Source organism: Streptomyces sp. NBC_01294, from assembly GCF_035917235.1.
Lineage (GTDB): Bacteria > Actinomycetota > Actinomycetes > Streptomycetales > Streptomycetaceae > Streptomyces > Streptomyces caledonius.
On sequence record NZ_CP108423.1, the window covers coordinates 1,431,453 to 1,450,408 of the forward strand.

Annotated in this window: 18 protein-coding genes; 10 read left to right on the forward strand and 8 right to left on the reverse strand. The window is 72.5% G+C overall.

Annotated elements, in window-relative coordinates; all coding sequences use genetic code 11:
* Positions 1–14: 14 nt before the first annotated feature.
* Entirely contained in the window at positions 15–629 is a 615-nt protein-coding gene (locus OG534_RS06615) for a dihydrofolate reductase family protein (protein WP_326587135.1), read from the reverse strand.
* A gap of 199 nt (positions 630–828) precedes the next feature.
* Here OG534_RS06615 and OG534_RS06620 point away from each other — a divergent pair, with 199 nt between their 5' ends.
* A complete protein-coding gene (locus OG534_RS06620) occupies positions 829–1,566 on the forward strand; it encodes an SDR family oxidoreductase (RefSeq protein ID WP_326587136.1) in 738 nt (245 codons plus the stop codon).
* Positions 1,567–1,795: 229 nt separating this feature from the next.
* Here the strand turns inward: OG534_RS06620 and alc are convergent, their stop codons facing one another.
* A complete protein-coding gene (gene alc / locus OG534_RS06625; protein ID WP_326587137.1) occupies positions 1,796–2,914 on the reverse strand; it encodes an allantoicase in 1,119 nt (372 codons plus the stop codon).
* Positions 2,915–2,917: 3 nt separating this feature from the next.
* Complete coding sequence (gene allB / locus OG534_RS06630; protein ID WP_442807216.1) at positions 2,918–4,252, reverse strand: allantoinase AllB; 1,335 nt, start codon at positions 4,250–4,252, stop codon at positions 2,918–2,920.
* Between the two features lie 338 nt (positions 4,253–4,590).
* On the opposite strand from allB, the gene OG534_RS06635 reads away from it, so the two are divergent.
* Positions 4,591–5,394, forward strand: a complete 804-nt coding sequence (locus OG534_RS06635) for an IclR family transcriptional regulator (RefSeq protein WP_326587139.1) — start codon at positions 4,591–4,593, stop codon at positions 5,392–5,394.
* A 74-nt stretch (positions 5,395–5,468) separates the two neighbouring features.
* On the opposite strand, the gene OG534_RS06640 is transcribed toward OG534_RS06635, so the two are convergent.
* Together OG534_RS06640 and OG534_RS06645 are read right to left on the reverse strand one after the other, a co-directional pair.
* The gene (locus tag OG534_RS06640; RefSeq protein ID WP_326587140.1) at positions 5,469–6,161 is read right to left on the reverse strand and encodes an ABC transporter ATP-binding protein; all 693 of its coding nucleotides are present in this window, start codon (positions 6,159–6,161) and stop codon (positions 5,469–5,471) included.
* Entirely contained in the window at positions 6,158–7,243 is a 1,086-nt protein-coding gene (locus OG534_RS06645; protein WP_326587141.1) for an ABC transporter permease, read from the reverse strand. Before OG534_RS06645 ends, OG534_RS06640 begins: the two co-directional genes overlap by 4 nt.
* Before the next feature lie 134 nt (positions 7,244–7,377).
* On the opposite strand from OG534_RS06645, the gene OG534_RS06650 reads away from it, so the two are divergent.
* The 3 genes from OG534_RS06650 to OG534_RS06660 all read left to right on the forward strand — a co-directional run bounded on the left by OG534_RS06650 (position 7,378) and on the right by OG534_RS06660 (position 9,893).
* Positions 7,378–8,619, forward strand: a complete 1,242-nt coding sequence (locus OG534_RS06650) for a sensor histidine kinase (protein WP_326587142.1) — start codon at positions 7,378–7,380, stop codon at positions 8,617–8,619.
* Entirely contained in the window at positions 8,616–9,245 is a 630-nt protein-coding gene (locus OG534_RS06655) for a response regulator transcription factor (RefSeq protein WP_326587143.1), read from the forward strand. Before OG534_RS06650 ends, OG534_RS06655 begins: the two co-directional genes overlap by 4 nt.
* A 105-nt stretch (positions 9,246–9,350) precedes the next feature.
* Positions 9,351–9,893, forward strand: a complete 543-nt coding sequence (locus tag OG534_RS06660; protein WP_326587144.1) for a hypothetical protein — start codon at positions 9,351–9,353, stop codon at positions 9,891–9,893.
* On the opposite strand, the gene yczR is transcribed toward OG534_RS06660, so the two are convergent.
* On the reverse strand, positions 9,890–11,380 hold the full coding sequence (yczR, locus tag OG534_RS06665; RefSeq protein ID WP_326587145.1) for a MocR-like transcription factor YczR: 1,491 nt from the start codon (positions 11,378–11,380) through the stop codon (positions 9,890–9,892). The two genes, OG534_RS06660 and yczR, sit on opposite strands and share 4 nt — an antisense overlap.
* An 88-nt stretch (positions 11,381–11,468) precedes the next feature.
* Here yczR and OG534_RS06670 point away from each other — a divergent pair, with 88 nt between their 5' ends.
* The 4 genes from OG534_RS06670 to OG534_RS06685 all read left to right on the forward strand — a co-directional run bounded on the left by OG534_RS06670 (position 11,469) and on the right by OG534_RS06685 (position 15,765).
* Positions 11,469–11,651: a hypothetical protein gene (locus OG534_RS06670; protein WP_326587146.1), complete on the forward strand. Its 183-nt coding sequence runs from the start codon at positions 11,469–11,471 to the stop codon at positions 11,649–11,651.
* Positions 11,618–12,229, forward strand: coding sequence for a nucleotidyltransferase family protein (locus OG534_RS06675; protein ID WP_326587147.1), 612 nt, complete (start codon positions 11,618–11,620; stop codon positions 12,227–12,229). Before OG534_RS06670 ends, OG534_RS06675 begins: the two co-directional genes overlap by 34 nt.
* 252 nt (positions 12,230–12,481) lie before the next feature.
* Entirely contained in the window at positions 12,482–14,101 is a 1,620-nt protein-coding gene (gene aceB, locus OG534_RS06680; protein WP_326587148.1) for a malate synthase A, read from the forward strand.
* A 542-nt stretch (positions 14,102–14,643) separates the two neighbouring features.
* A complete protein-coding gene (locus OG534_RS06685) occupies positions 14,644–15,765 on the forward strand; it encodes a GDSL-type esterase/lipase family protein (protein WP_442807217.1) in 1,122 nt (373 codons plus the stop codon).
* Positions 15,766–15,809: 44 nt separating this feature from the next.
* Here OG534_RS06685 and OG534_RS06690 read toward each other — a convergent pair whose 3' ends face one another.
* The gene (locus OG534_RS06690) at positions 15,810–16,196 is read right to left on the reverse strand and encodes a VOC family protein (RefSeq protein ID WP_326587150.1); all 387 of its coding nucleotides are present in this window, start codon (positions 16,194–16,196) and stop codon (positions 15,810–15,812) included.
* A gap of 185 nt (positions 16,197–16,381) precedes the next feature.
* On the opposite strand from OG534_RS06690, the gene OG534_RS06695 reads away from it, so the two are divergent.
* On the forward strand, positions 16,382–17,350 hold the full coding sequence (locus OG534_RS06695) for an MTH938/NDUFAF3 family protein (protein WP_326587151.1): 969 nt from the start codon (positions 16,382–16,384) through the stop codon (positions 17,348–17,350).
* 150 nt (positions 17,351–17,500) lie between these two features.
* Here the strand turns inward: OG534_RS06695 and OG534_RS06700 are convergent, their stop codons facing one another.
* Positions 17,501–18,901: a nucleobase:cation symporter-2 family protein gene (locus tag OG534_RS06700; protein ID WP_326587152.1), complete on the reverse strand. Its 1,401-nt coding sequence runs from the start codon at positions 18,899–18,901 to the stop codon at positions 17,501–17,503.
* Positions 18,902–18,956 lie beyond the last annotated feature (55 nt).

The window sequence follows — 18,956 nt, forward strand, 5'->3', positions numbered from 1 at the left end:
ACCCGCCCGTCTGCTCACCCGACCGTGCCGAAGGCGGCCCGCCCCGTCGGACGGTAGGTGTGGATGGCCGTGCCGGCCGGGGTCGTACGGGAGGCGGTCAGCTCGTAGGCGGTCGGCAGTCCCCCGGTGGGGAACAGCCGCCGGCCGGTCCCGAGCACCACCGGGAACACCAGCAGATTGATCTCGTCCACGAGGTCCCGGGCCAGCAGCCACTGCGCGAGCTGTCCGCTGCCGTGCACCTGGAGCTCCCCGTCCAGCTCGTCCTTGGCCCGCACGATCTCGCTCTGCAGGTGCTCCCCGTCGAGCACGGTGGCCGGCCCCCAGGCCGGCTCGTCCAGGGTGGTGGAGGCCACGTACTTGTGCAGCCGGTTCAGCTTGGCCGGGACGGGGTCGGCGGGGTCGTCGTGCTCCGGCCAGTACGCGGCGAAGATCTCGTACGTCCGCCGCCCGAGCAGAAACGCCTCGGCCCGGCCGAACACCTCGGTGACGAACTCCCCCATCCCCTCATCGGCGAACGGCGCGACCCACCCGCCGTACTCGAACCCCCCGCCCCGGTCCTCGTCGGGCCCCCCGGGCGCCTGCATCACGCCGTCCAGCGTCACAAAGGTGGTCAGTGTCAGCTTCCCCATGGCCCTGCGCTCCTCGCTCGGTCGGTCCCTGCACGAATGCAGACTCCCGGACCCACCGGAACTCATCGCGACGCCACGCATGCCCCCACCCGTTTCGCCCGTTCCGGCGCCGGGGAACGCCAGGTCGGATTACCGCCAGCGGTGTTGATCCCGCAGGGATTTGATTGAAGCAGAAACCAATCGATGCGGGAGGAACGACATGGACAGCAGCAGCACCGTGGCGCTGGTGACCGGTGGGAGCAGGGGGATCGGGGCGGCCGTCGCGTTGCGGCTCGCCGAGGACGGGGTGGACGTCGCCCTCACCTACGTCAGCGACGCGGAGGCGGCGGCCGAGGTCGTCGGGAAGGTCGAGGCGCTCGGGCGGCGGGCGCTGGCCGTGCGGGCCGATGCCGGGGATCCCGGCGCCGCCGGGGCGGTGGTGGAGCGGGTCGTGCGGGAGTTCGGGCAGCTCGACGTGCTGGTCAACAACGCCGGCGTGGGCCTGCTCGGGCCGCTCGAGGGCCTGGCTCCGGCCGACGTCGAGCGCGTACTCGCCGTCAACGTGCGCGGGGTGTTCCACACCACGCAGGCGGCGGCCGCGCACCTCGGCTCCGGCGGGCGGATCATCACCATCGGCAGCTGCATGACCCAGCGGGTGCCGGGGCCGGGCGGAACGCTCTACGCCATGAGCAAGTCGGCGCTGACCGGGTTCAACAAGGCCCTCGCCCGGGAGTTGGGCGAGCGCGGGATCACCGCGAACCTCGTGCACCCGGGGCCGGTGGACACGGACATGAACCCGGCGGACGGACCGTACGCGGGTCCGCAGGCGGCGATGACGACCCTCGGGCGGTTCGGGGCGCCGCGGGAGGTGGCGGCCGTGGTGTCGTTCCTCGCGGGGCCGGACGCCTCGTACGTGACGGGGGCGGAGTTCGCGGTGGACGGCGGGCACGCCGCGTAGCTCTCGGGCCGGGCGTGCGGAGCCCTCTGCCGGGCGGGCGGGCGGGGATCGGGGCCGTGCGCCTGGTGGGCTGGTGCGGGCCGCGTGCACGGGGCTCCGCCCCGGACCCCGCGCCTCAAACGCCGGCGGGGCTGGAAGGCACCCCGCGCCCCGGAATGGCGGCAGGCAGAGCATGCGAGCGCGCCCCGAAGGTGTCGGCCTTCGGGGCGCGCGTCGCACTGGTTCCGGACTAGCCGCCCAGTTCCTGGTGGCGGGCCGTCAGTGCCGCGGCGCCGGACTCCGTCAGGGAGCCGAACAGGCGCAGGCGGGAGAAGCCGCCGTCCGGGAAGATGTCGATCCGGACGTGCGTGCCGACCGCCGGGGCGTCCAGGACGAAGCGGTGGTTGGTGTCGGGCTGCAGGCGGGTGCGCGGCAGGAACTCCGTCCACTCGCCCTCCTCGCCCGTCTTGACCGACAGCGAGGCCCAGCCGGCCGAGTTGCCCTTGAGGTACGCGGTGTCGATCTCGACGGCGCGGATCTCGGACTCGGCGACGAGCTGGTAGCGGATCCAGTCGTTGCCGTTGTCGCGGCGGCGCGCGGTCTCCCAGCCGTCGTCCATCTTGCGGGAGCGGCCCGGGTTGATGGTGTTGGCCGGCGGGGAGTAGAAGCGGTTGGAGGCGTCCTGGACGGAGCCGCCGTTCTCCAGGGCCGCCACGTCGAAGGAGCCGAGCGCGTCGAGCCACTTCGGGTCGGGCAGGACCTCGCCGTGGACGCGCAGGCGGGCGATGCCGCCGTCGGGGTGCTGGTTGACGCGCAGGTGCGTGAAGCGCTGCGGGGCGTCGACCTCGAAGCCGTTGGCCGCGTGGCCGCCGACCGGGGTGCGGGCGACGATGGTCGTCCACTTCACGTCGTCGCCCTGGAGCTCCTCCGGGGTCGGCGCGAGGGCGCCCTCCCAGTTGGTGGCCTCGATGGAGACGGCCTGCGGCATGTTGCCGCGGAAGTGGGCGGTGTCGACGACGATGCCGCGGATAACGCCGGGGGCGCCCAGGCGTACGAGCGCCCAGTCGTGGTCCTCGGGGGTCGGCCAGGGCTGGGTGGCGGAGATGCCGCGGCGGCGGCGGGTCTCCCAGCCGTCCATGACCTTGCCCTTGTGGCCGAAGTCCTCGGGGTCGAAGTGCGCGGCCTCGGAGATCAGCAGGTTCTCGCGCTGGGCGAAGAACTCGTCGTTGGCGGCGATGACACCGGCGCCCAGCTCACGGGCGGCGAGGTTCGCGTACTGGGTGAAGGGGAAGTCCGCGGTGCGGTAGTCCGCATACGGGTCGCCGCCTCCGTACGGGTTCGCGTTGCCGGTGAAGGATTCAATCGCCACTGGTCAGTTCTGCCTTTCGAGGAGGAGGCCCGTGGGCTCGGTCGGGGTGCCGTGGTCGGCGATCTGCGTACCGCGCAGCCAGGTGGACTTCACGACGCCGTACAGGGTCTTGCCCGCGTACGCCGTGACCCGGTTGCGGTGGTGGAGTTCGGCCGGGTCCACGGTGAACGTTTCTTCGGGGGCGAGCACGGCGAAGTCGGCGTCGCGGCCGGCCTCGATCGCGCCCTTCTGCGCCAGGCCTGCGAGGGCGGCCGGGGCGGCGGACATCCAGCGCACGACGTCCTCGAGGGAGCGTCCGCGCTTCTTCGCCTCGGTCCAGATGGCGGGCAGGCCCAGCTGGAGGGAGGAGATGCCGCCCCACGCGGTGGAGAAGTCGCTGGTCTTCAGGTCCGCGGTGGAGGGCGAGTGGTCGGAGACGATGCAGTCGATGGTGCCGTCGGCGAGCGCGTCCCACAGGAGGTCCTGGTTGGCGGCTTCGCGGATGGGCGGGCAGCACTTGAACTCGCTGGCGCCGTCCGGCACTTCCTCGGCCGTGAGGGTGAGGTAGTGCGGGCAGGACTCGACGGTGATCTTGACGCCCTCGGCCTTGGCGGCGGCGATCAGCGGCAGCGCGTCGGAGGACGACAAGTGCAGCACGTGGACGCGGGCGTTCAACCGCTTGGCCTGGGCGATCAGGTTGCCGATCGCGGTGTTCTCGGCGTCGCGCGGACGGGAGGCCAGGAAGTCGGCGTACTTCGGGCCCGGGACGACGGGAGCGGCGTCGAGGTGGTGCGGGTCCTCGGCGTGCACGATCATCAGGCCGCCGAAGCCGGTGATCTCGGCGAGCGAGGTGGCCAGCTGCTCCTGGTCGAGCTCGGGGAACTCGTCCACGCCCGAGGGCGACAGGAAGCACTTGAAGCCGTAGACGCCGGCGTCGTGCAGCGGGCGCAGGTCCTTGACGTTGTCGGGCAGCGCGCCGCCCCAGAAGCCCACGTCCACGTGCGCCTTGGCGCGGGCGACCTCCTGCTTGACGCGCAGGTTGCCGGTCGTGGTGGTCGGCGGCAGGGAGTTCAGCGGCATGTCGAGGATCGTGGTGATGCCTCCGGCCGCCGCGGCGCGGGTGGCCGTCCAGAAGCCCTCCCACTCGGTGCGGCCCGGGTCGTTCACGTGGACGTGGGTGTCGACCAGGCCGGGGAGCAGGACGTCGTCACCGAAGTCCTGCAGCCGGGCTCCGGCCGGTACCTCGGCCTCGTACGCCAGCACGGCCGTGATCTTCCCGCCGGCGACGGCCACCGAAGCGGCACGCGTCCCCTCGGGGGTGATGACGCGCGTCGAGCGCAGTACCAGTTCCACAGCCACGTCGGACACCGGAACCTCCCCATCTACTTCCACAGAGCGAAATTCAACGTTCTGTTGACGGAGTCTTCCCGGCGATCCGGAGCCAGTCAAGAGCGCCCGGACGGACCACTGACACACCAGGACCGCAATTGGATGTTTCCACAGGATGGAATTAAGATTTCGCTATACAGAATGTAGCTACCACCGCCGGGAGCGTGGCGGGTAACTTCCCGAGGACGTCCGTCACCAGGACAAACCCCCTCTGACCGGCGACGACGGCCCGGACCCCAGCACTAGGGCCGATGCCGGCAGCCGGGTAGGCTGCTCTCTTGCCTGCCAGCACCGAAAGGACCGCGCCCGTGCCGACGTCCAGCGCCAGCACCACCGACGCTTCCTCAAAGACCCCCGCCGCCAGCGGTGGCGTCCAGTCCCTTGAGCGCGCCTTCGATCTGCTCGAACGTATGGCCGATGCCGGGGGTGAGGTCGGCCTCAGCGAGCTCTCCGCCGCCAGCGGTCTGCCTCTGCCCACGATCCACCGCCTGATGCGCACCCTGGTGGCGTGCGGTTACGTCCGCCAGCAGCCCAACCGACGGTACTCCCTCGGCCCCCGCCTGATCCGCCTCGGCGAGTCCGCGTCGCGCCTGCTGGGCACCTGGGCCCGCCCCTACCTCGCCCGTCTGGTCGAGGAGACCGGCGAGACGGCGAACATGGCGCTGCTCGACGGGGACGAGATCGTCTACGTCGCCCAGGTGCCGTCCAAGCACTCCATGCGCATGTTCACCGAGGTCGGCCGCCGGGTGCTGCCGCACTCCACCGGCGTGGGCAAGGCGCTCCTGGCCTACACCCCCGCCGACGAGGTACGGGCCCTGCTGGCCCGCACCGGGATGCCGGCGGCGACCGAGAAGACCATCACCACGCCCGAGGGCTTCCTCGACGCGCTGGAGCAGGTCCGCAAGGTGGGCTACGCGGTCGACGACAACGAGCAGGAGATAGGAGTCCGCTGCCTCGCGGTCTCCGTGCCGAACTCGCCCACCGCCGCCGCGATCTCCATCTCGGGTCCGGCGGGGCGGGTCACCGAGGCCGTGGCCGAGTCCTTCGTGCCGATCCTGCAGGGCGTCGCGGCCGAGCTGTCGGTGGCGCTGTCCAACCAGACCCCGGCGTAGCGCGCAGGCACGTACGCGACGGCCCCGGCGCCCCCTCTCCACGCAGGGGGCGCCGGGGCCGTCGCGTACGCCGCTCAGGGCGCCGGGACCGGGTCCGGGCTCTGGGTCAGGCAGCCGTCGGCCATCGTCGCCGTGCGGTCCATCCGCTCCAGGTGGGCGTGGTCGTGGGTGACCACCACCGTGGCGGTGGAGCGCTCGCGGGTCAGGGCGACCAGCAGGTCGAGCACGGCCGCGCCGCGCTCGTGGTCCAGCGCGCTGGTCGGCTCGTCGACCAGCAGCACGGCCGGCTCGTTCATCAGGGCGCGGGCGATGTTGATCCGCTGGCGCTGGCCGCCGGAGAGCTGGTGGGGGCGCTTGTCGGCCTTGTCGGCCAGGCCCACCGCGTCCAGCAGCTCCAGCGCGCGCCGGCGCACCGCCCGCGCCGGGCGGCCGGAGAGGTGCGCCATGACCTGGAGCTGTTCGGCGGCGGTCAGCGAGGCCAGCAGGTTCGGCTGCTGGAAGACGATGCCGATCTTCTCCCGGCGCAGGGCCGACTTCTCGGCGGGGCCGAGATCGGCGGTGTCACGGCCCGCGACGACGACCCGGCCGGAGTCCGGCGTGACGAGGGTGGCGGCGACCGCGAGCAGGCTGGACTTGCCGGATCCGGAGGGTCCGATCACCGCCGTCAGCGTCCCGGCGGGGACCTCCAGGCAGACCGAGTCGAGGGCGGTGAGCCGGCTCTCGCCGTCGGGGTAGGTGAGCGTGACGTCGTGGACGAGCAGGGTCATCGGGCGCTCCCGAGGGCGGTCAGCGGGTCGACGGCGGTGATCCGCCGGATGGACAGGGCCGCTCCCAGCGCGCCGAGCAGGATCATGATCGCGGCGGGGACGAGCACCGTGGCGGCGTCGAGGACGAAGGGCACGTCACCGCCGCTGATCAGCGCGCCGAAGGCGGCGGCGAGCGCGGTGCCCAGGCCGGTGCCGATCGCGAGCATCACCACGGCCTGGCCGAGGGCGTCCTTCAGCAGGTACGGGGTGGAGGCACCCAGGGCCTTCAGGACGGCGATGTCCCCGCTGCGCTGGATCGTCCACACCGTGAAGAAGGCCCCTATCACCAGGGCCGAGATGGCGAAGAGGAAGCCGCGCATCAGCTGGAGCGAGCCGTTCTCGGCCTGGTACGAGCCTATGGCGCCCAGTGCCTCGTCGACGCTCTGGGCCTTGGTGCCGGCGGCCTGGTCCGCGGCGGCGAGGTCCAGGCCGCCGCCGGAGACGGCGACGACGGTGGCGAGGGTGTCGATGGAGGTTCCCGGGTTGCCGATGCGCTGCCAGTCGTTGAGGTCCATCCACACGACCGGGGTGTGGCTGTAGGCGGCGGTTCCGGAGACGGCGGCCACGGTCAGTTCGAGCGGGCCGATCCTGAGCTTGGCGCCGGCGGTGAGGCCGCCCAGCTCCTTCGCGGCCTTCTCGGCGAGGACCACCCGGCCCTGGGTGAGGCCGGCCTTCCGCGGTCCGAGCCCGCCGGCCGGGTCCACGCCGAAGACGGAGACCGCGGCGGTGCGCTCACCCGAGACGGCGTTGGTGGTGCGGATGCCGAGCGGCTCCGCCGCCGTCACCCCGGGCTGCCCGCGCCAGGCCAGCCAGGCGGACTCGGGCACCTGGGAGTTGGTGAAGGACACCTTCTGGTCCCCGGTGGGCGCGGCGAAGGCCAGGTGCGAGGCGGGCAGACCGGTGATGGCCGAGATGTTCTCCCGGGCCAGGCCGGAGGTGAGCCCGGACAGCAGGCCGACCAGCAGCGTGATCAGCAGGACGACCGAGCCCATGAGGGCGAAGCGCCCCTTGGCGAACCGTAGATCTCTCCATGCGACGAACATGTTCCCCACCCTGGTCTTCCCCGTGGACACAAGGCATCGCGCCCCAGGAGAGATCCTCGTATCGAAGGGTGCACCAGGACATCAAACTTTCGGTTGACCGGGGCCGTTCCCGGCCCGCTTACGCTGGTCGGGCCATGACTGCTCCCGTTCCCCGCGTGCTCCCCGGTCCGCCCCCTCCCCCCGCGTCCCGCGCCCTCACCCCCGTGTCGAAAGTGCTGCGGCTGTGCCTGCACGCGCTGCTGTTCGGGCTGCTCGCGCTCGCCGCCGGGCGGGCGGTCGCCGACTCCGCGCCGCGGGCCGGCTGGGTGGTCGCCGCCTGCGCGGTGCTGGCCGCGGTGTACGCCGGCGGCGTACGGACCCCAGCGGTGCACCGCTCGCCGCGCGCCGGGGCCGTGTGGCTGGCGGGGCTCGGGGCGGCCTGGACGGCGCTGCTCGCGGTCTCCCCCGACGGGCTGTGGATCGCCTTCCCGCTGTACTTCCTGGAGCTGCACCTGCTGCGGCTGCGCTGGGGCGTCGCGGCCGTCGCGGTGACCGCCTGCGCGGCCATCGGCGGCTTCCTCGCGCACAGCAGCACGGTGACCCCCGGGGCCTTCCTCGGGCCGCTGCTGGGCGGGGCCGTGGCGGTGGCGACCGTCCTGGGCTACCAGGCGCTGTACCGCGAGAGCGAACGCCGCCGCGAGCTGATCGAGGAGCTCATCACGACGCGGGCCGAGCTGGCCGCGGCCGAGCGGAGCGCCGGGATCCTCGCCGAGCGCGAACGCCTGGCCCGGGAGATCCACGACACCCTCGCCCAGGGGCTGTCCTCCATCCAGCTGCTGCTGCGGGCCGCCGAGCGGGCGCTGCCCGAGGAGGCTCCGGCCCTGGAGCACATCGCCCGGGCCCGGGAGGCCGCCCAGGACAACCTCGCCGAGGCGCGCCGCTTCGTACGGGCCCTCACCCCGCCGGACCTGGAGCACGGGTCGCTCGCCGCCGCGCTGGAGCGGCTGTGCTCCGGGGTGCCGGGGCCGCGGGTCCGGTTCTCGCTGAGCGGCAGCCCGCGGGTGCTGCCCACCCCGTACGAGGTGGCCCTGCTGCGGATCGCGCAGTCGGCGCTGGCCAATGTGGTGCGGCACGCGCGGGCCGGGCGCGCCGAGATCACCCTGACCTTCATGGACGCCTCGGTCACGCTGGACATCGTCGACGACGGGCACGGCTTCGATCCCTCCTCGGCCGCGTCGGGCTCCGGCGGCTCCGGCGACGGGGGCTTCGGGCTGCCCGCGATGCGCTCGCGCGCCGAGACCCTGGGCGGGCTGTTCACCGTCGAGTCCGACCCCGGCCAGGGCACCGCCGTGGCCGTCACCCTGCCGTTGCCGCTGGAACCCGTGGAGGCACCGTGACCATCCGTCTGCTGCTCGCCGACGACCACCCGGTGGTCCGGGCGGGGCTGCGCGCGGTGCTGGACACCGAAGCGGACTTCGCGGTGGTGGCCGAGGCCGCGACCGCCGAGCGCGCGGTGGAGCTGGCGGCCCGCGAGCCGGTGGACGTGGTCCTGATGGACCTCCAGTTCGGGCCGGGCATGCACGGCTCCGCGGCGACGGCCCTGATCACCGCCCGCCCGGGCGCCCCCCGGGTGCTGGTGCTGACCACGTACGACACGGACGCGGACATCCTGGCGGCGGTGGAGGCGGGTGCCTCCGGCTACCTGCTCAAGGACGCCCCGCCGGAGGAGCTGGCGGCGGCCGTACGGACGGCCGCCGCGGGCCAGTCGGCCCTGGCCCCGGCGGTGGCGCTGCGTCTGATGGACCGGATGCGGACCCCGGCGGAGGCACTGACGAAGCGGGAGCTGGAGGTGCTGCAGCTGGTCGCGGACGGCCTGTCGAACCAGCAGATCTCCAAGAAGCTCTTCCTCAGCCAGGCCACGGTCAAGTCCCACCTGGTGCACATCTACGCCAAGCTCGGCGTCGACTCCCGCACCTCGGCGGTCGCGGCGGCCGCCACCCGCCGGCTGATCCGCACGCCGTAGGGGGGCCAGCCCCCGGGCGGATACACCGGGCCACCGGCGGGTGCGCGGCCCGGGGCCGGCGGGAGCATCGGGGTGCCCCGTCCCCGTACCGAGAGCGAGCCCCCGATGCCTGCCCCGTCCCCCGCCGCACACCGGGCCGCGAGGCGCCGGAACCCCGGCCCGCCGCCCGCCGCCGTCCGGGCCGCCTACGCGCTCTGGATCACGGCCGTGGCCGCCGGCGTCTTCGAGACCGCCCTCATGCTCAGCCGGAACCCGGCCGACGGGGCGGGCGCGGGCCTGGCGGTGCGGTCGGCCGTGTTCACCGCCGCCGTGCTGGTCGCCGTACGGATGCGCCGCGGGGCCGGCTGGGCCCGGATCACCCTGGCCCTCGGCCTCGGCGTCCTCGGTACCGCCTCGCTGGTGGTCGAACCGCTCGGGTACCTCCTGGACGGCGGATCGCTCGCCGGCGCGCTGGCGGGCGCAGACGCCCTGGAGTGGGTCTTCGGCGTCAGCAGGACCGTCCACCTGGCGGCCGTCCTGACGGCGGTGGCCCTGATGTTCGCCCCCGCGGCGAACGCGTACTTCCGCGGGCCGGACACCTCGAACGGGCCGTACGAGGCGAACGGGCCGTACAAGGCGAACGGGCTGGACGCACGGGACGCGCCCTAGGCGACCCAGTGCGGCCGTTCCACCGCCGACGGCAGCGGGACCCCGTCGTGGAAGGCGCTCGCCAGGCGGCGCACGCCCTCGTCCAGGCGGTCCGCGGGGAGCGTGTACGGGATCCGCAGGCGGTGTTCGAAGGTGCCCGGGTCCACCCCGAAGCGCGCGCCGCGGCCGATGTGCACGCCGGCGGCCGCCGCCCGCTCGGCCAGCGCGGAGCTGACCGGCTCGCCCAGGTCGACCCAGAGCGAGAGCCCGCCCGGCGGAACCCGCCAGGACCATTCCGGGGTGTGCCGCTGGAGCGACTGCACCAGGGCCTCGCGCTGGATCCGCAGCTGCGCGAGCCGCGCGGGCAGGGACCGGTCCAAGGCGTCCATCAGCGGGAGCGCGACCAGCTGGTCGAGCACCGAGCCGGTCATGTCGGCCGAGACGCGTACGGCCGTCAGCTCGGTGATCATCTTCGCGGTGGCCCGGACCCAGCCCACGCGCAGGCCGCCCCAGTGCGTCTTGCTGAGCGAGCCGATGGTGATCACGTGGTCGGCGCCGCCGCGCGGGGCGAGGGAGGCCAGCGGCGCGGGCGCGGGGACGTCCAGCGCGATGTCGGCGATGGTCTCGTCGACCACCAGCCAGGTCCCGGTCGCCCGGGTCGTCGCGAGCAGCCGCAGCCGCTGCTCCGGGGGCATCAGCGCGCCCGTGGGGTTCTGGAAGTCGGGGATCACGTACGCCATCCTCGGCACGGTCTGGCGCAGCGTGGACTCGGCGATGTCCATGTCCCAGCCGGCGTCGGAGACGGCGATGGACCCGGTGCGCAGCCGTGCGTGGCGCAGGGCGTCGAGGGCGTTGGCGTAGGTGGGGTTCTCGGTCACGACCCGGTCCCCGGCCCGGCACAGCAGGCTCATGACCAGCGCGAAGGCCTGCTGGGCTCCGGCCGTGACCAGGATCTGCTCGGGGCGCGTGGGCAGCCCGCGCCGGGTGAACCGGTCGGCGACGGCGGCCCGCAGGTCGGGCAGGCCGAAGGGGTGGTAGCCGGGGTGGCGGGCGAGCCCGGAGAGCCGGGGTGCGGCCCAGGCGAAGGCCTCGGCGAGGCTGCCCTCGGGGGCGCCCATGGCGGCGATGGCGAGGTCGATCCCGGGGTCGCCGTCGGGCCGGCCTCCGGTGCCCCCGCCGATGATGGCGGGCGAGCCGACCGGCAGGTGGCCGTCGGGCAGTTCGGTCCAGGTGCCGGAGCCGCGCCGGCTGCGGACGTAGCCGCTCTCGCGCAGCAGGTCGTAGGCGCCGGTGACGGTGGCCCGGCTGGCGCCGACCGCCTCGGCGAGTTCGCGTTCGGCGGGCAGCCGCACGTGCAGGGCGATCCGGCCGTCGAGGATCAGCGTGCGGACGGCGTCGGCGAGCGCCCGGTAGCCGGGGCGGGTCAGTACGTCGGCGGGCAGCAGGGCCGCGAGCTGCCGGCTGCCGATGGTTCTGTCCGCTGTCTGGACCACTCGCCCGTTTGCCATGCCAACCTCCCCTGATTGGCTCTGACGGCCAGGCCAATCGGGGACCAGACTCGCCGTATTGGCCCGCGATTGGCAAGGAGACGCCGAGATGTTGACCGACCGTGACGAACGCGCCCTGCTGTCTGCCACCGAGAACCGGATCTCCCGGCCGCTGCGGATCGGGGCCGCGCTGGCCTCCGTACGGCGCACCCTGGGGCGGCACTCACGGGACCGCGCGCAGGAGCGAGAATCGGTGGCATGTCAGCCGACTCCCGCACCGATGCGCCCGTGATCGCGGGCCTGCTCCTGGCCGCCGGCGGCGGCCGCCGCCTCGGCGGCCGGCCCAAGGCCCTGCTCCCCTACCGCGGCCGCCCGCTGGTCGAGAACGCCGTACGGGTGCTGCGCGAGGCGGGCTGCGGCCCGGTCCACGTGGTGCTCGGCGCCTCGGCGTCCGAGGTCCGCGAGCGCGCCGACCTGACCGGCTGCGTGGTCGTGGACAACCCCGACTGGGCGGAGGGGATGGGCTCCTCCCTGCGGGTCGGCCTCGCCTCCCTGGCCGGTACGGACGCCCGCGCGGCCCTGGTCTCGCTGGTGGACCAGCCGGGCATCGGCCCGGCGGCCGTGGCCCGGGTCCGGGAGGCCTACCGCTCCCCCGCGAGCCTGGTGGCGGCGGCGTACGGCGGGGAGCGCGGCCACCCCGTGCTGTTCGGCGCGGACCGCTGGGCCGACATCGCGGCGACGGCGACGGGCGACAAGGGCGCGCGGGTACACCTCGCACGACATGCCGAAGAGCTCATGCTGGTGGAGTGCTCGGACATCGCGGAGGCCTTCGACATCGACACGCCCGCCGACCTGGCACGTCTCCTCTGAGCACGGCGTGACGACAATGGCACTGAGGGCCACCAGAGAGCGGAATCTGTCGACCCAGAGAATCTCGACATCAACAAACCATTGAACTTCCACCATGAGGAAATTACTATCCACTGGTCAGAAGCGCCCTGAACCCACAGACGGCGCCCGCGACCGTATCCCGGAACTCTCCACACCCGACGGCACTGCGTGCCGTCTCGCGCGAGCATTCCCCCGCGGCCGCCAGGCACCGCCGCTGAAGGAGTGACAGATATGTCCGCACCAGCGCCGTCCCCGCTGGCCATCGTCGACGCCGAGCCCCTGCCCCGGCAGGACGAAGTCCTCACCGAAGCGGCCCTCGCCTTCGTGGCCGAGCTCCACCGGCGGTTCGCCCCCCGCCGCGCCGAGCTCCTCGCCCGCCGCGGCGAGCGCCGCGCGGAGATCGCCCGGACCTCCACCCTCGACTTCCTCCCGGACACCGCACAGGTCCGCGAGGGCGACTGGAAGGTGGCGCCGGCCCCGGCCGCGCTGAACGACCGTCGTGTGGAGATCACCGGTCCGACGGACCGCAAGATGACCATCAACGCCCTGAACTCGGGCGCCAAGGTCTGGCTCGCCGACTTCGAGGACGCCTCGGCTCCCACCTGGGAGAACGTCGTCCTCGGCCAGCTCAACCTCATCGACGCCTACGAGCGCCGCATCGACTTCACCGACGCGCGCACCGGCAAGGCCTACGCCCTCAAGCCCGCCGAGGAGCTGGCGACCGTCGTCATGCGGCCGCGCGGCTGGCACCTGGAGGAGCGCCACCTGCAGTTCGAGGGCGGCCCGGCCTCCGGCTCGCTCGTGGACTTCGGCCTGTACTTCTTCCACAACGCGAAGCGCCTGATCGACCTCGGCAAGGGCCCGTACTTCTACCTGCCGAAGACGGAATCGCACCTGGAGGCGCGCCTCTGGAACGAGATCTTCGTCTTCTCCCAGGACTACGTCGGCATCCCGCAGGGCACCGTCCGCGCGACCGTCCTGATCGAGACGATCACCGCCGCGTACGAGATGGAGGAGATCCTCTACGAGCTGCGCGACCACGCGGCCGGCCTGAACGCGGGCCGCTGGGACTACCTCTTCTCCATCGTGAAGAACTTCCGCGACGGCGGCGAGAAGTTCGTCCTGCCGGACCGCAACGCGGTGACGATGACCGCCCCGTTCATGCGGGCGTACACCGAACTGCTGGTCCGCACCTGCCACAAGCGCGGCGCGCACGCCATCGGCGGCATGGCGGCCTTCATCCCGTCCCGCAAGGACGCCGAGGTCAACAAGGTCGCCTTCGAGAAGGTCAAGGCCGACAAGGACCGCGAGGCGGGCGACGGCTTCGACGGCTCCTGGGTCGCCCACCCCGACCTGGTCCCGATCGCGATGGCCTCCTTCGACGCCGTCCTCGGCGAGAAGCCCAACCAGAAGGACCGCCTCCGCGAGGACGTCCACGTGGCCCCGGGCGAGCTCATCGCCATCGACTCGCTGGACGCGAAGCCCACGTACGAGGGCCTGCGCAACGCGGTCCAGGTCGGCATCCGCTACATCGAGGCCTGGCTGCGCGGCCTCGGCGCCGTCGGCATCTTCGGCCTGATGGAGGACGCCGCCACCGCCGAGATCTCCCGCTCGCAGATCTGGCAGTGGATCAACGCCGGCGTCGTGTTCGAGAACGGTGAGACGGCCACGGCCGACCTGACCCGCACGATCGCGGCCGACGAACTGGCCGCCATCCGCGCCGAGGTCGGCGAGGAGGCCTTCGCGGCCGGCAAGTGGCAGCAGGCCCACGACCTCCTCCTCCAGGTCTCCCTGGACGCGGACTACGCGGACTTCCTCACGCTCCCCGCGTACGACCAGCTGGTCGGCTGAGACCCGGGTTCGGCTGAATCGCACAGCAGTCGAAGCCGGCCGGCTCCGCCCCCGTCGCCTCACGGCACGGGGGCGGAGCCGTTTGCGTTCCACAACACGACGTCGACGCAGCGCCGATGGGGCGTCCGGTGCGGCGGCCGGTCCGCGCCCGGTGCGGCGGCCGGTCCGTGCCCAGTGCGGCGGCCGGTCCGTGCCCGGTGCGGCGGCCGGTCCGCGTGCGATGCGGCCGATGTGCCCGGACGGGCCGTCAGACTCCGCCAGGGGCCCGGACCAAGCCCGCGGAAGTGATTGTTCCGCAGGCGGGGCGCCGAACGACCGGTCGGTTGTTACTTGTTCGTAACTTGCCTGTACCTAGCGGTAACAAGCGGCCCCGTGTCACCTTTCCGATGCCACCGGCCGGCGGTACCCCCACTTCCCAGCCACGCAACGGAGTCGTTGCCGACTTCGGCGTGGCCGAACGCAGGAGTTCCGCAGTGATCGGATTCCGCAACCTCAGCAAGGACCGTGACCGCAGTCGCGTGCGACGACTGGCCGGTGCCGGGATGGTTCTGCCGCTCGCCGTCACCGCCCTGGTGGCCGGCGGCGCCGGGACCTCCGCGGCCAGCCCCGGAAGCGGACCCACCGCCGTGGTGTCCATGGGCGACAGCTACATCTCCGGCGAGGCCGGACGCTGGAAGGGCAACACCCTGACCAACACCGGGAGCCGCAACGGCACCGACCGGGGCTGGGTCAGCGGCAGTACCTACGACCCCGGCAAGGTCTACGGGACCACGGCCGGCGGATGTCACCGCTCCGACTCCGCCGAGGTGCGCAGCGCCGGACCGATCGCCGACGTCGCCGTGAACCTGGCCTGCTCGGGGGCGGTCTCGGACAACGTGTTCCGCGCCTCCAACGGCGGCGTCGCCTTCAAGGGCGAGGCCCCGCAGGCCGATCAGCTCGCCGCGGTGGCCGCGAGCCACGACGTCAAGGTCATCGCCCTGTCCATCGGCGGGAACGACCTGGGCTTCGCCGACATCATCAAGAGCTGCGCGTACGACTTCATCATCTGGAACTCCTACTGCCACGACGACCAGCAGTACTCCGTCGACCAGAAGATCGACGCGGTCATGGGCAAGGTCGGGAAGTCCGTGGACGAGGTACGGGCCGTGATGCGCGCGGCCGGGTACGCCGACTCCTCGTACCGGATCGTGCTGCAGTCCTACCCGTCGCCGATCCCGCGCGGCGCCGAGAACCGGTACACGCAGAGCGACTGGAGCCGGCTCAACACGGGCGGCTGCCCCTTCTGGAACCGGGACTCGGACTGGGCGCGGGACTCGCTCGTGCCGCAGATCGCGGGCCGCATCAAGGCAGTCGCCGCGGCCAAGGGAGTGCAGTTCCTGGACCTGCGGGACATGCTGCAGGGCCGCGAGGTGTGCGCCAAGGCGAGCAAGCAGGTGAGCTCCACCGTCCCGGCGTCGGCGAAGACGAGCGAGTGGGCGCGCTGGATCGACAACAACGAGTCGCAGGGCCTCATCCAGGAATCCATGCACCCGAACTACTACGGCCAGCTGGCCGCCGGGCGCTGCCTCTCCCTGGTCGTCGCGCAGCCCGCGGCCTCGGGCTTCAGCTGCAAGAACACCGCGGGCGGGGACCACACCGGGATGTTCCTGACCCCGGCCTCGTAGGGCGGGGTCAGGGGGATCCGGGGGCCGGGGGCCGGCGGGAGGGGCTAGGGAGATCCGTCCAGCACGGACAGGACGTTGCCCGCCGGGTCCTTGAACCAGGCGATGGTCGGCTCGTTCCCCTCCGGCCGGACGATTCCCTTGGCGTCCATGCCGAACCCGTCGTAGCGCTCGAACCGGACGCCACGGGTGGTGAGCTCGTCGACGGCCCGGTCGACGTCGTCGACGGGGAAGTTGAGGATCGTGAAGCTCGCCGGCTCGTGGTCGTCCTTCTGGTAGACCATGACCGTGGTGTCGCCCGCCAGGTGCAGCGACAGCAGGCCCATGTCCTCGTCCTCCGAGACGCGCAGGCCGAGGGTGCCTCCGTAGAACTCCTTGGCCTTGCCGAGGTCGTCGACCGAGAATCCGCTGAATGCCTTGGTGTCTGCGAACATGACCGTTCCTTCGCTCCGACGCTGCGCTCCCCGCCTTCCGTCCTCCCCCCGGCGGCGCCGACCGTCGACCGGCCGCCGACCGGACGCGGGACGCCGTACGCACGCAGGGTCCACTGCCGGCCACCGTGCGTGGGCCCGCGTAAATCCGGGTGAACGGTGCGGTGCGGGCTGGCATGCTCTCGCGCATGGCAGCCCGCACCGCACGTCCCAGTCTCTACATCTCCGTCGACATCGAGGCCGACGGACCCATTCCCGGCCCGTATTCGATGATCAGCTTCGGGGCCGCGGTCGCCGGCCGCCAGGACGGCCCCACGTACACGGCCGCCGATCCGCAGGAGCGGACCTTCTACCGGGAGCTGCGGCCGATCAGCGACGCGTACGTTCCCGAGGCGCTCGCCGTCAGCGGGCTCGACCGCGACCGGCTGGTGCGGGAGGGCGCCGATCCGGCGGTCGCCATGGCCGAGTTCCGCACCTGGGTGCGGGAGGTCTCCGCGGGGGCGCAGCCGGTGATGTGCGGCTACCCGGCCTCCTTCGACTGGACCTTCCTCTACTGGTACCTGATCCGCTTCGGCGGGGACAGCCCCTTCGGCCACTCGGGCTGCCTGGACATGAAGACCCTCTACGCGACGAAGGCGCGGGTGCCGCTGCGGGCCGCGGTCAAGGGCCGGATGCCCCGCGCACTGCTCTCCCGGCGCCGGCACACGCACCACGCCCTCGACGACGCGATCGAACAGGCCGACCTGATGAGCAACCTGATGCTGTGGCAGCCCCCGGTGCCGGACCCGGCCGCCGAGCGCTCCCCGCGGATCACGCACCTCGCGTGGGGCCGGATCGAGGCCGAAGGGCTGGCCCCCGGCAAGGACTTCAGGCTGTACCCGGGCGGCGGCCGCCCCTGGGACTGGTCCGAGCACGGCACGCGGCACGAGCCCGGCATCCAGCCGCAGGAGGTGCGCGAGTTCCTCGACCTGGGGGTGACCGCGGTGGTGCTCAGCCAGGGCATGGACAAGCGCCTCGGGATCGTCCCGCAGACGCTGGAGGTGCTCCGGGCGGCCGGGGTCGAGGTACACGTGGCGGAGACGACCGCGGCCGTGGAGGTCTACAACCGGCTGGCCGCCACCGAGCGGGTCGCCGGCCTCTTCCACTCGACCTGCTGACCTGCCGACCTGCTGACCGGCTGACCGGCTGACCGGCTGACCGGCTGACCGGGCACGCGAACGGCGGCACGCGAACGGCGGTGCGGACGCCACACCCGCAGTGGGTGGCGTACGCACCGCCGTTCCGTGCGCCCGGGCAGGAGCCGGGCGTCAGTGCACCGGCACCGGGTCCGCCGCGGCCCCCGAGGCCGCGCCCTTCCTGGCGCCGAGGTGGTTGAAGGCCAGGTTCAGCAGGATGGCCACGACGCAGCCGGTGCTGATGCCGGAGTCGAGGACGACGAGGAGGTCCTTCGGGAAGGCGTGGTAGAACTGCGGCGCGGCGATCGGGATCAGGCCGATGCCCACGGAGGCGGCGACGATCAGGGCGTTCTCGCCCTTCTCCATGGCCGCGCCTGCCAGGGTCTGGATGCCGCTGGCCGCGACCGATCCGAAGAGGACGATGCCGGCGCCGCCGAGGACCGGCAGCGGGACGACGCCGATGACGGAGGCCGCCATCGGGCACAGGCCGAGCAGGATCAGGATGCCGCCGCCCGCGGCGACCACGAACCGGCTGCGCACCTTGGTCATGGCGACGAGCCCGATGTTCTGGGCGAAGGCGCTGCACATGAAGCCGTTGAACAGCGGGCTGATCGCGCTGCCGAGGGTGTCGGCGCGCAGGCCGCCCTCGATGGTCTTCGCGTCCGCCGGACGGCCGACGATCTTGCCCAGGGCCAGGATGTCGGCGGTGGACTCGGTCATGCAGACGAGCATGACGATGCACATCGAGATGATGGCGGCGACCTGGAACTGCGGGGCGCCGAAGTGGAACGGCGTCGGGAAGCCGACGACGGAGGCGTTGCGGACGGCCTCGAAGCTCGTCATGCCCAGCGGGAGGGCGATGAGCGTGCCCGCGACCAGGCCGAGCAGGATGGATATCTGCTGGAGGAAGCCGCGCAGGAACTTGCGCATCAGCAGCACGATGACGAGGGTGAGGGCGGCCATCCCGATGTTCTTCATCGAGCCGTAGTCGCCGGCGGTGCTGTTCCCGCCCTGCGACCAGTTGAAGGCCACCGGCAGGAGCGAGACGCCGATCAGGGTGATGACCGTTCCGGTCACTACCGGTGGGAAGAAGCGGACGAGCTTGCCGAAGTAGGGGGCGGCGAAGAAGCCGATGACTCCGGCGACGATGATCGCGCCGAAGATGACCGGTATCGCGTCGTCCCCCTCCCCCTTGCCGATCGCGATCATCGGGGTCACACCGGCGAAGGAGACGCCGTTGACGAAGGGGAGTTTGGCGCCGATCTTCCAGAACCCGAGGGTCTGGAGGAGGGTGGCGAGGCCGGCGGTGAAGAGCGAGGCGCCCATCAGGAACGCGGTCTCGGTGGCGGAGAGGCCGACGGCAGGGCCGACGATCATGGGCGGGGCCACGACACCCGCGTACATGGCGGCCACGTGCTGGAGACCGCTGGTGAACATCTTCAGCGGGGGCAGGGTCTCGTCGACCGGGTGTTTCTCCCCGGAGACCTGCGGTACTGCGACTGCGTCTTTGCGAAACCTGGGCGACTGGGCCACGGCTTCCTCCGGTCGGGTAACACGTCGGCAGGGACGTGGGTGTCTTGGAGGTGGT

What these genes read in the sequence shown, in the direction of transcription:
- OG534_RS06615 (WP_326587135.1), bottom strand. Translation starts at nt 629, where the DNA reads ATGGGGAAGCTGACACTGACCACCTTTGTGACGCTGGACGGCGTGATG.
- OG534_RS06620 (WP_326587136.1), top strand. Translation starts at nt 829, where the DNA reads ATGGACAGCAGCAGCACCGTGGCGCTGGTGACCGGTGGGAGCAGGGGG.
- OG534_RS06640 (WP_326587140.1), bottom strand. Translation starts at nt 6,161, where the DNA reads ATGACCCTGCTCGTCCACGACGTCACGCTCACCTACCCCGACGGCGAG.
- OG534_RS06645 (WP_326587141.1), bottom strand. Translation starts at nt 7,243, where the DNA reads ATGTTCGTCGCATGGAGAGATCTACGGTTCGCCAAGGGGCGCTTCGCC.
- OG534_RS06650 (WP_326587142.1), top strand. Translation starts at nt 7,378, where the DNA reads ATGACTGCTCCCGTTCCCCGCGTGCTCCCCGGTCCGCCCCCTCCCCCC.
- OG534_RS06660 (WP_326587144.1), top strand. Translation starts at nt 9,351, where the DNA reads ATGCCTGCCCCGTCCCCCGCCGCACACCGGGCCGCGAGGCGCCGGAAC.
- yczR (WP_326587145.1), bottom strand. Translation starts at nt 11,380, where the DNA reads ATGGCAAACGGGCGAGTGGTCCAGACAGCGGACAGAACCATCGGCAGC.
- OG534_RS06670 (WP_326587146.1), top strand. Translation starts at nt 11,469, where the DNA reads ATGTTGACCGACCGTGACGAACGCGCCCTGCTGTCTGCCACCGAGAAC.
- OG534_RS06675 (WP_326587147.1), top strand. Translation starts at nt 11,618, where the DNA reads ATGTCAGCCGACTCCCGCACCGATGCGCCCGTGATCGCGGGCCTGCTC.
- aceB (WP_326587148.1), top strand. Translation starts at nt 12,482, where the DNA reads ATGTCCGCACCAGCGCCGTCCCCGCTGGCCATCGTCGACGCCGAGCCC.
- OG534_RS06685 (WP_442807217.1), top strand. Translation starts at nt 14,644, where the DNA reads ATGGTTCTGCCGCTCGCCGTCACCGCCCTGGTGGCCGGCGGCGCCGGG.
- OG534_RS06690 (WP_326587150.1), bottom strand. Translation starts at nt 16,196, where the DNA reads ATGTTCGCAGACACCAAGGCATTCAGCGGATTCTCGGTCGACGACCTC.
- OG534_RS06695 (WP_326587151.1), top strand. Translation starts at nt 16,382, where the DNA reads ATGGCAGCCCGCACCGCACGTCCCAGTCTCTACATCTCCGTCGACATC.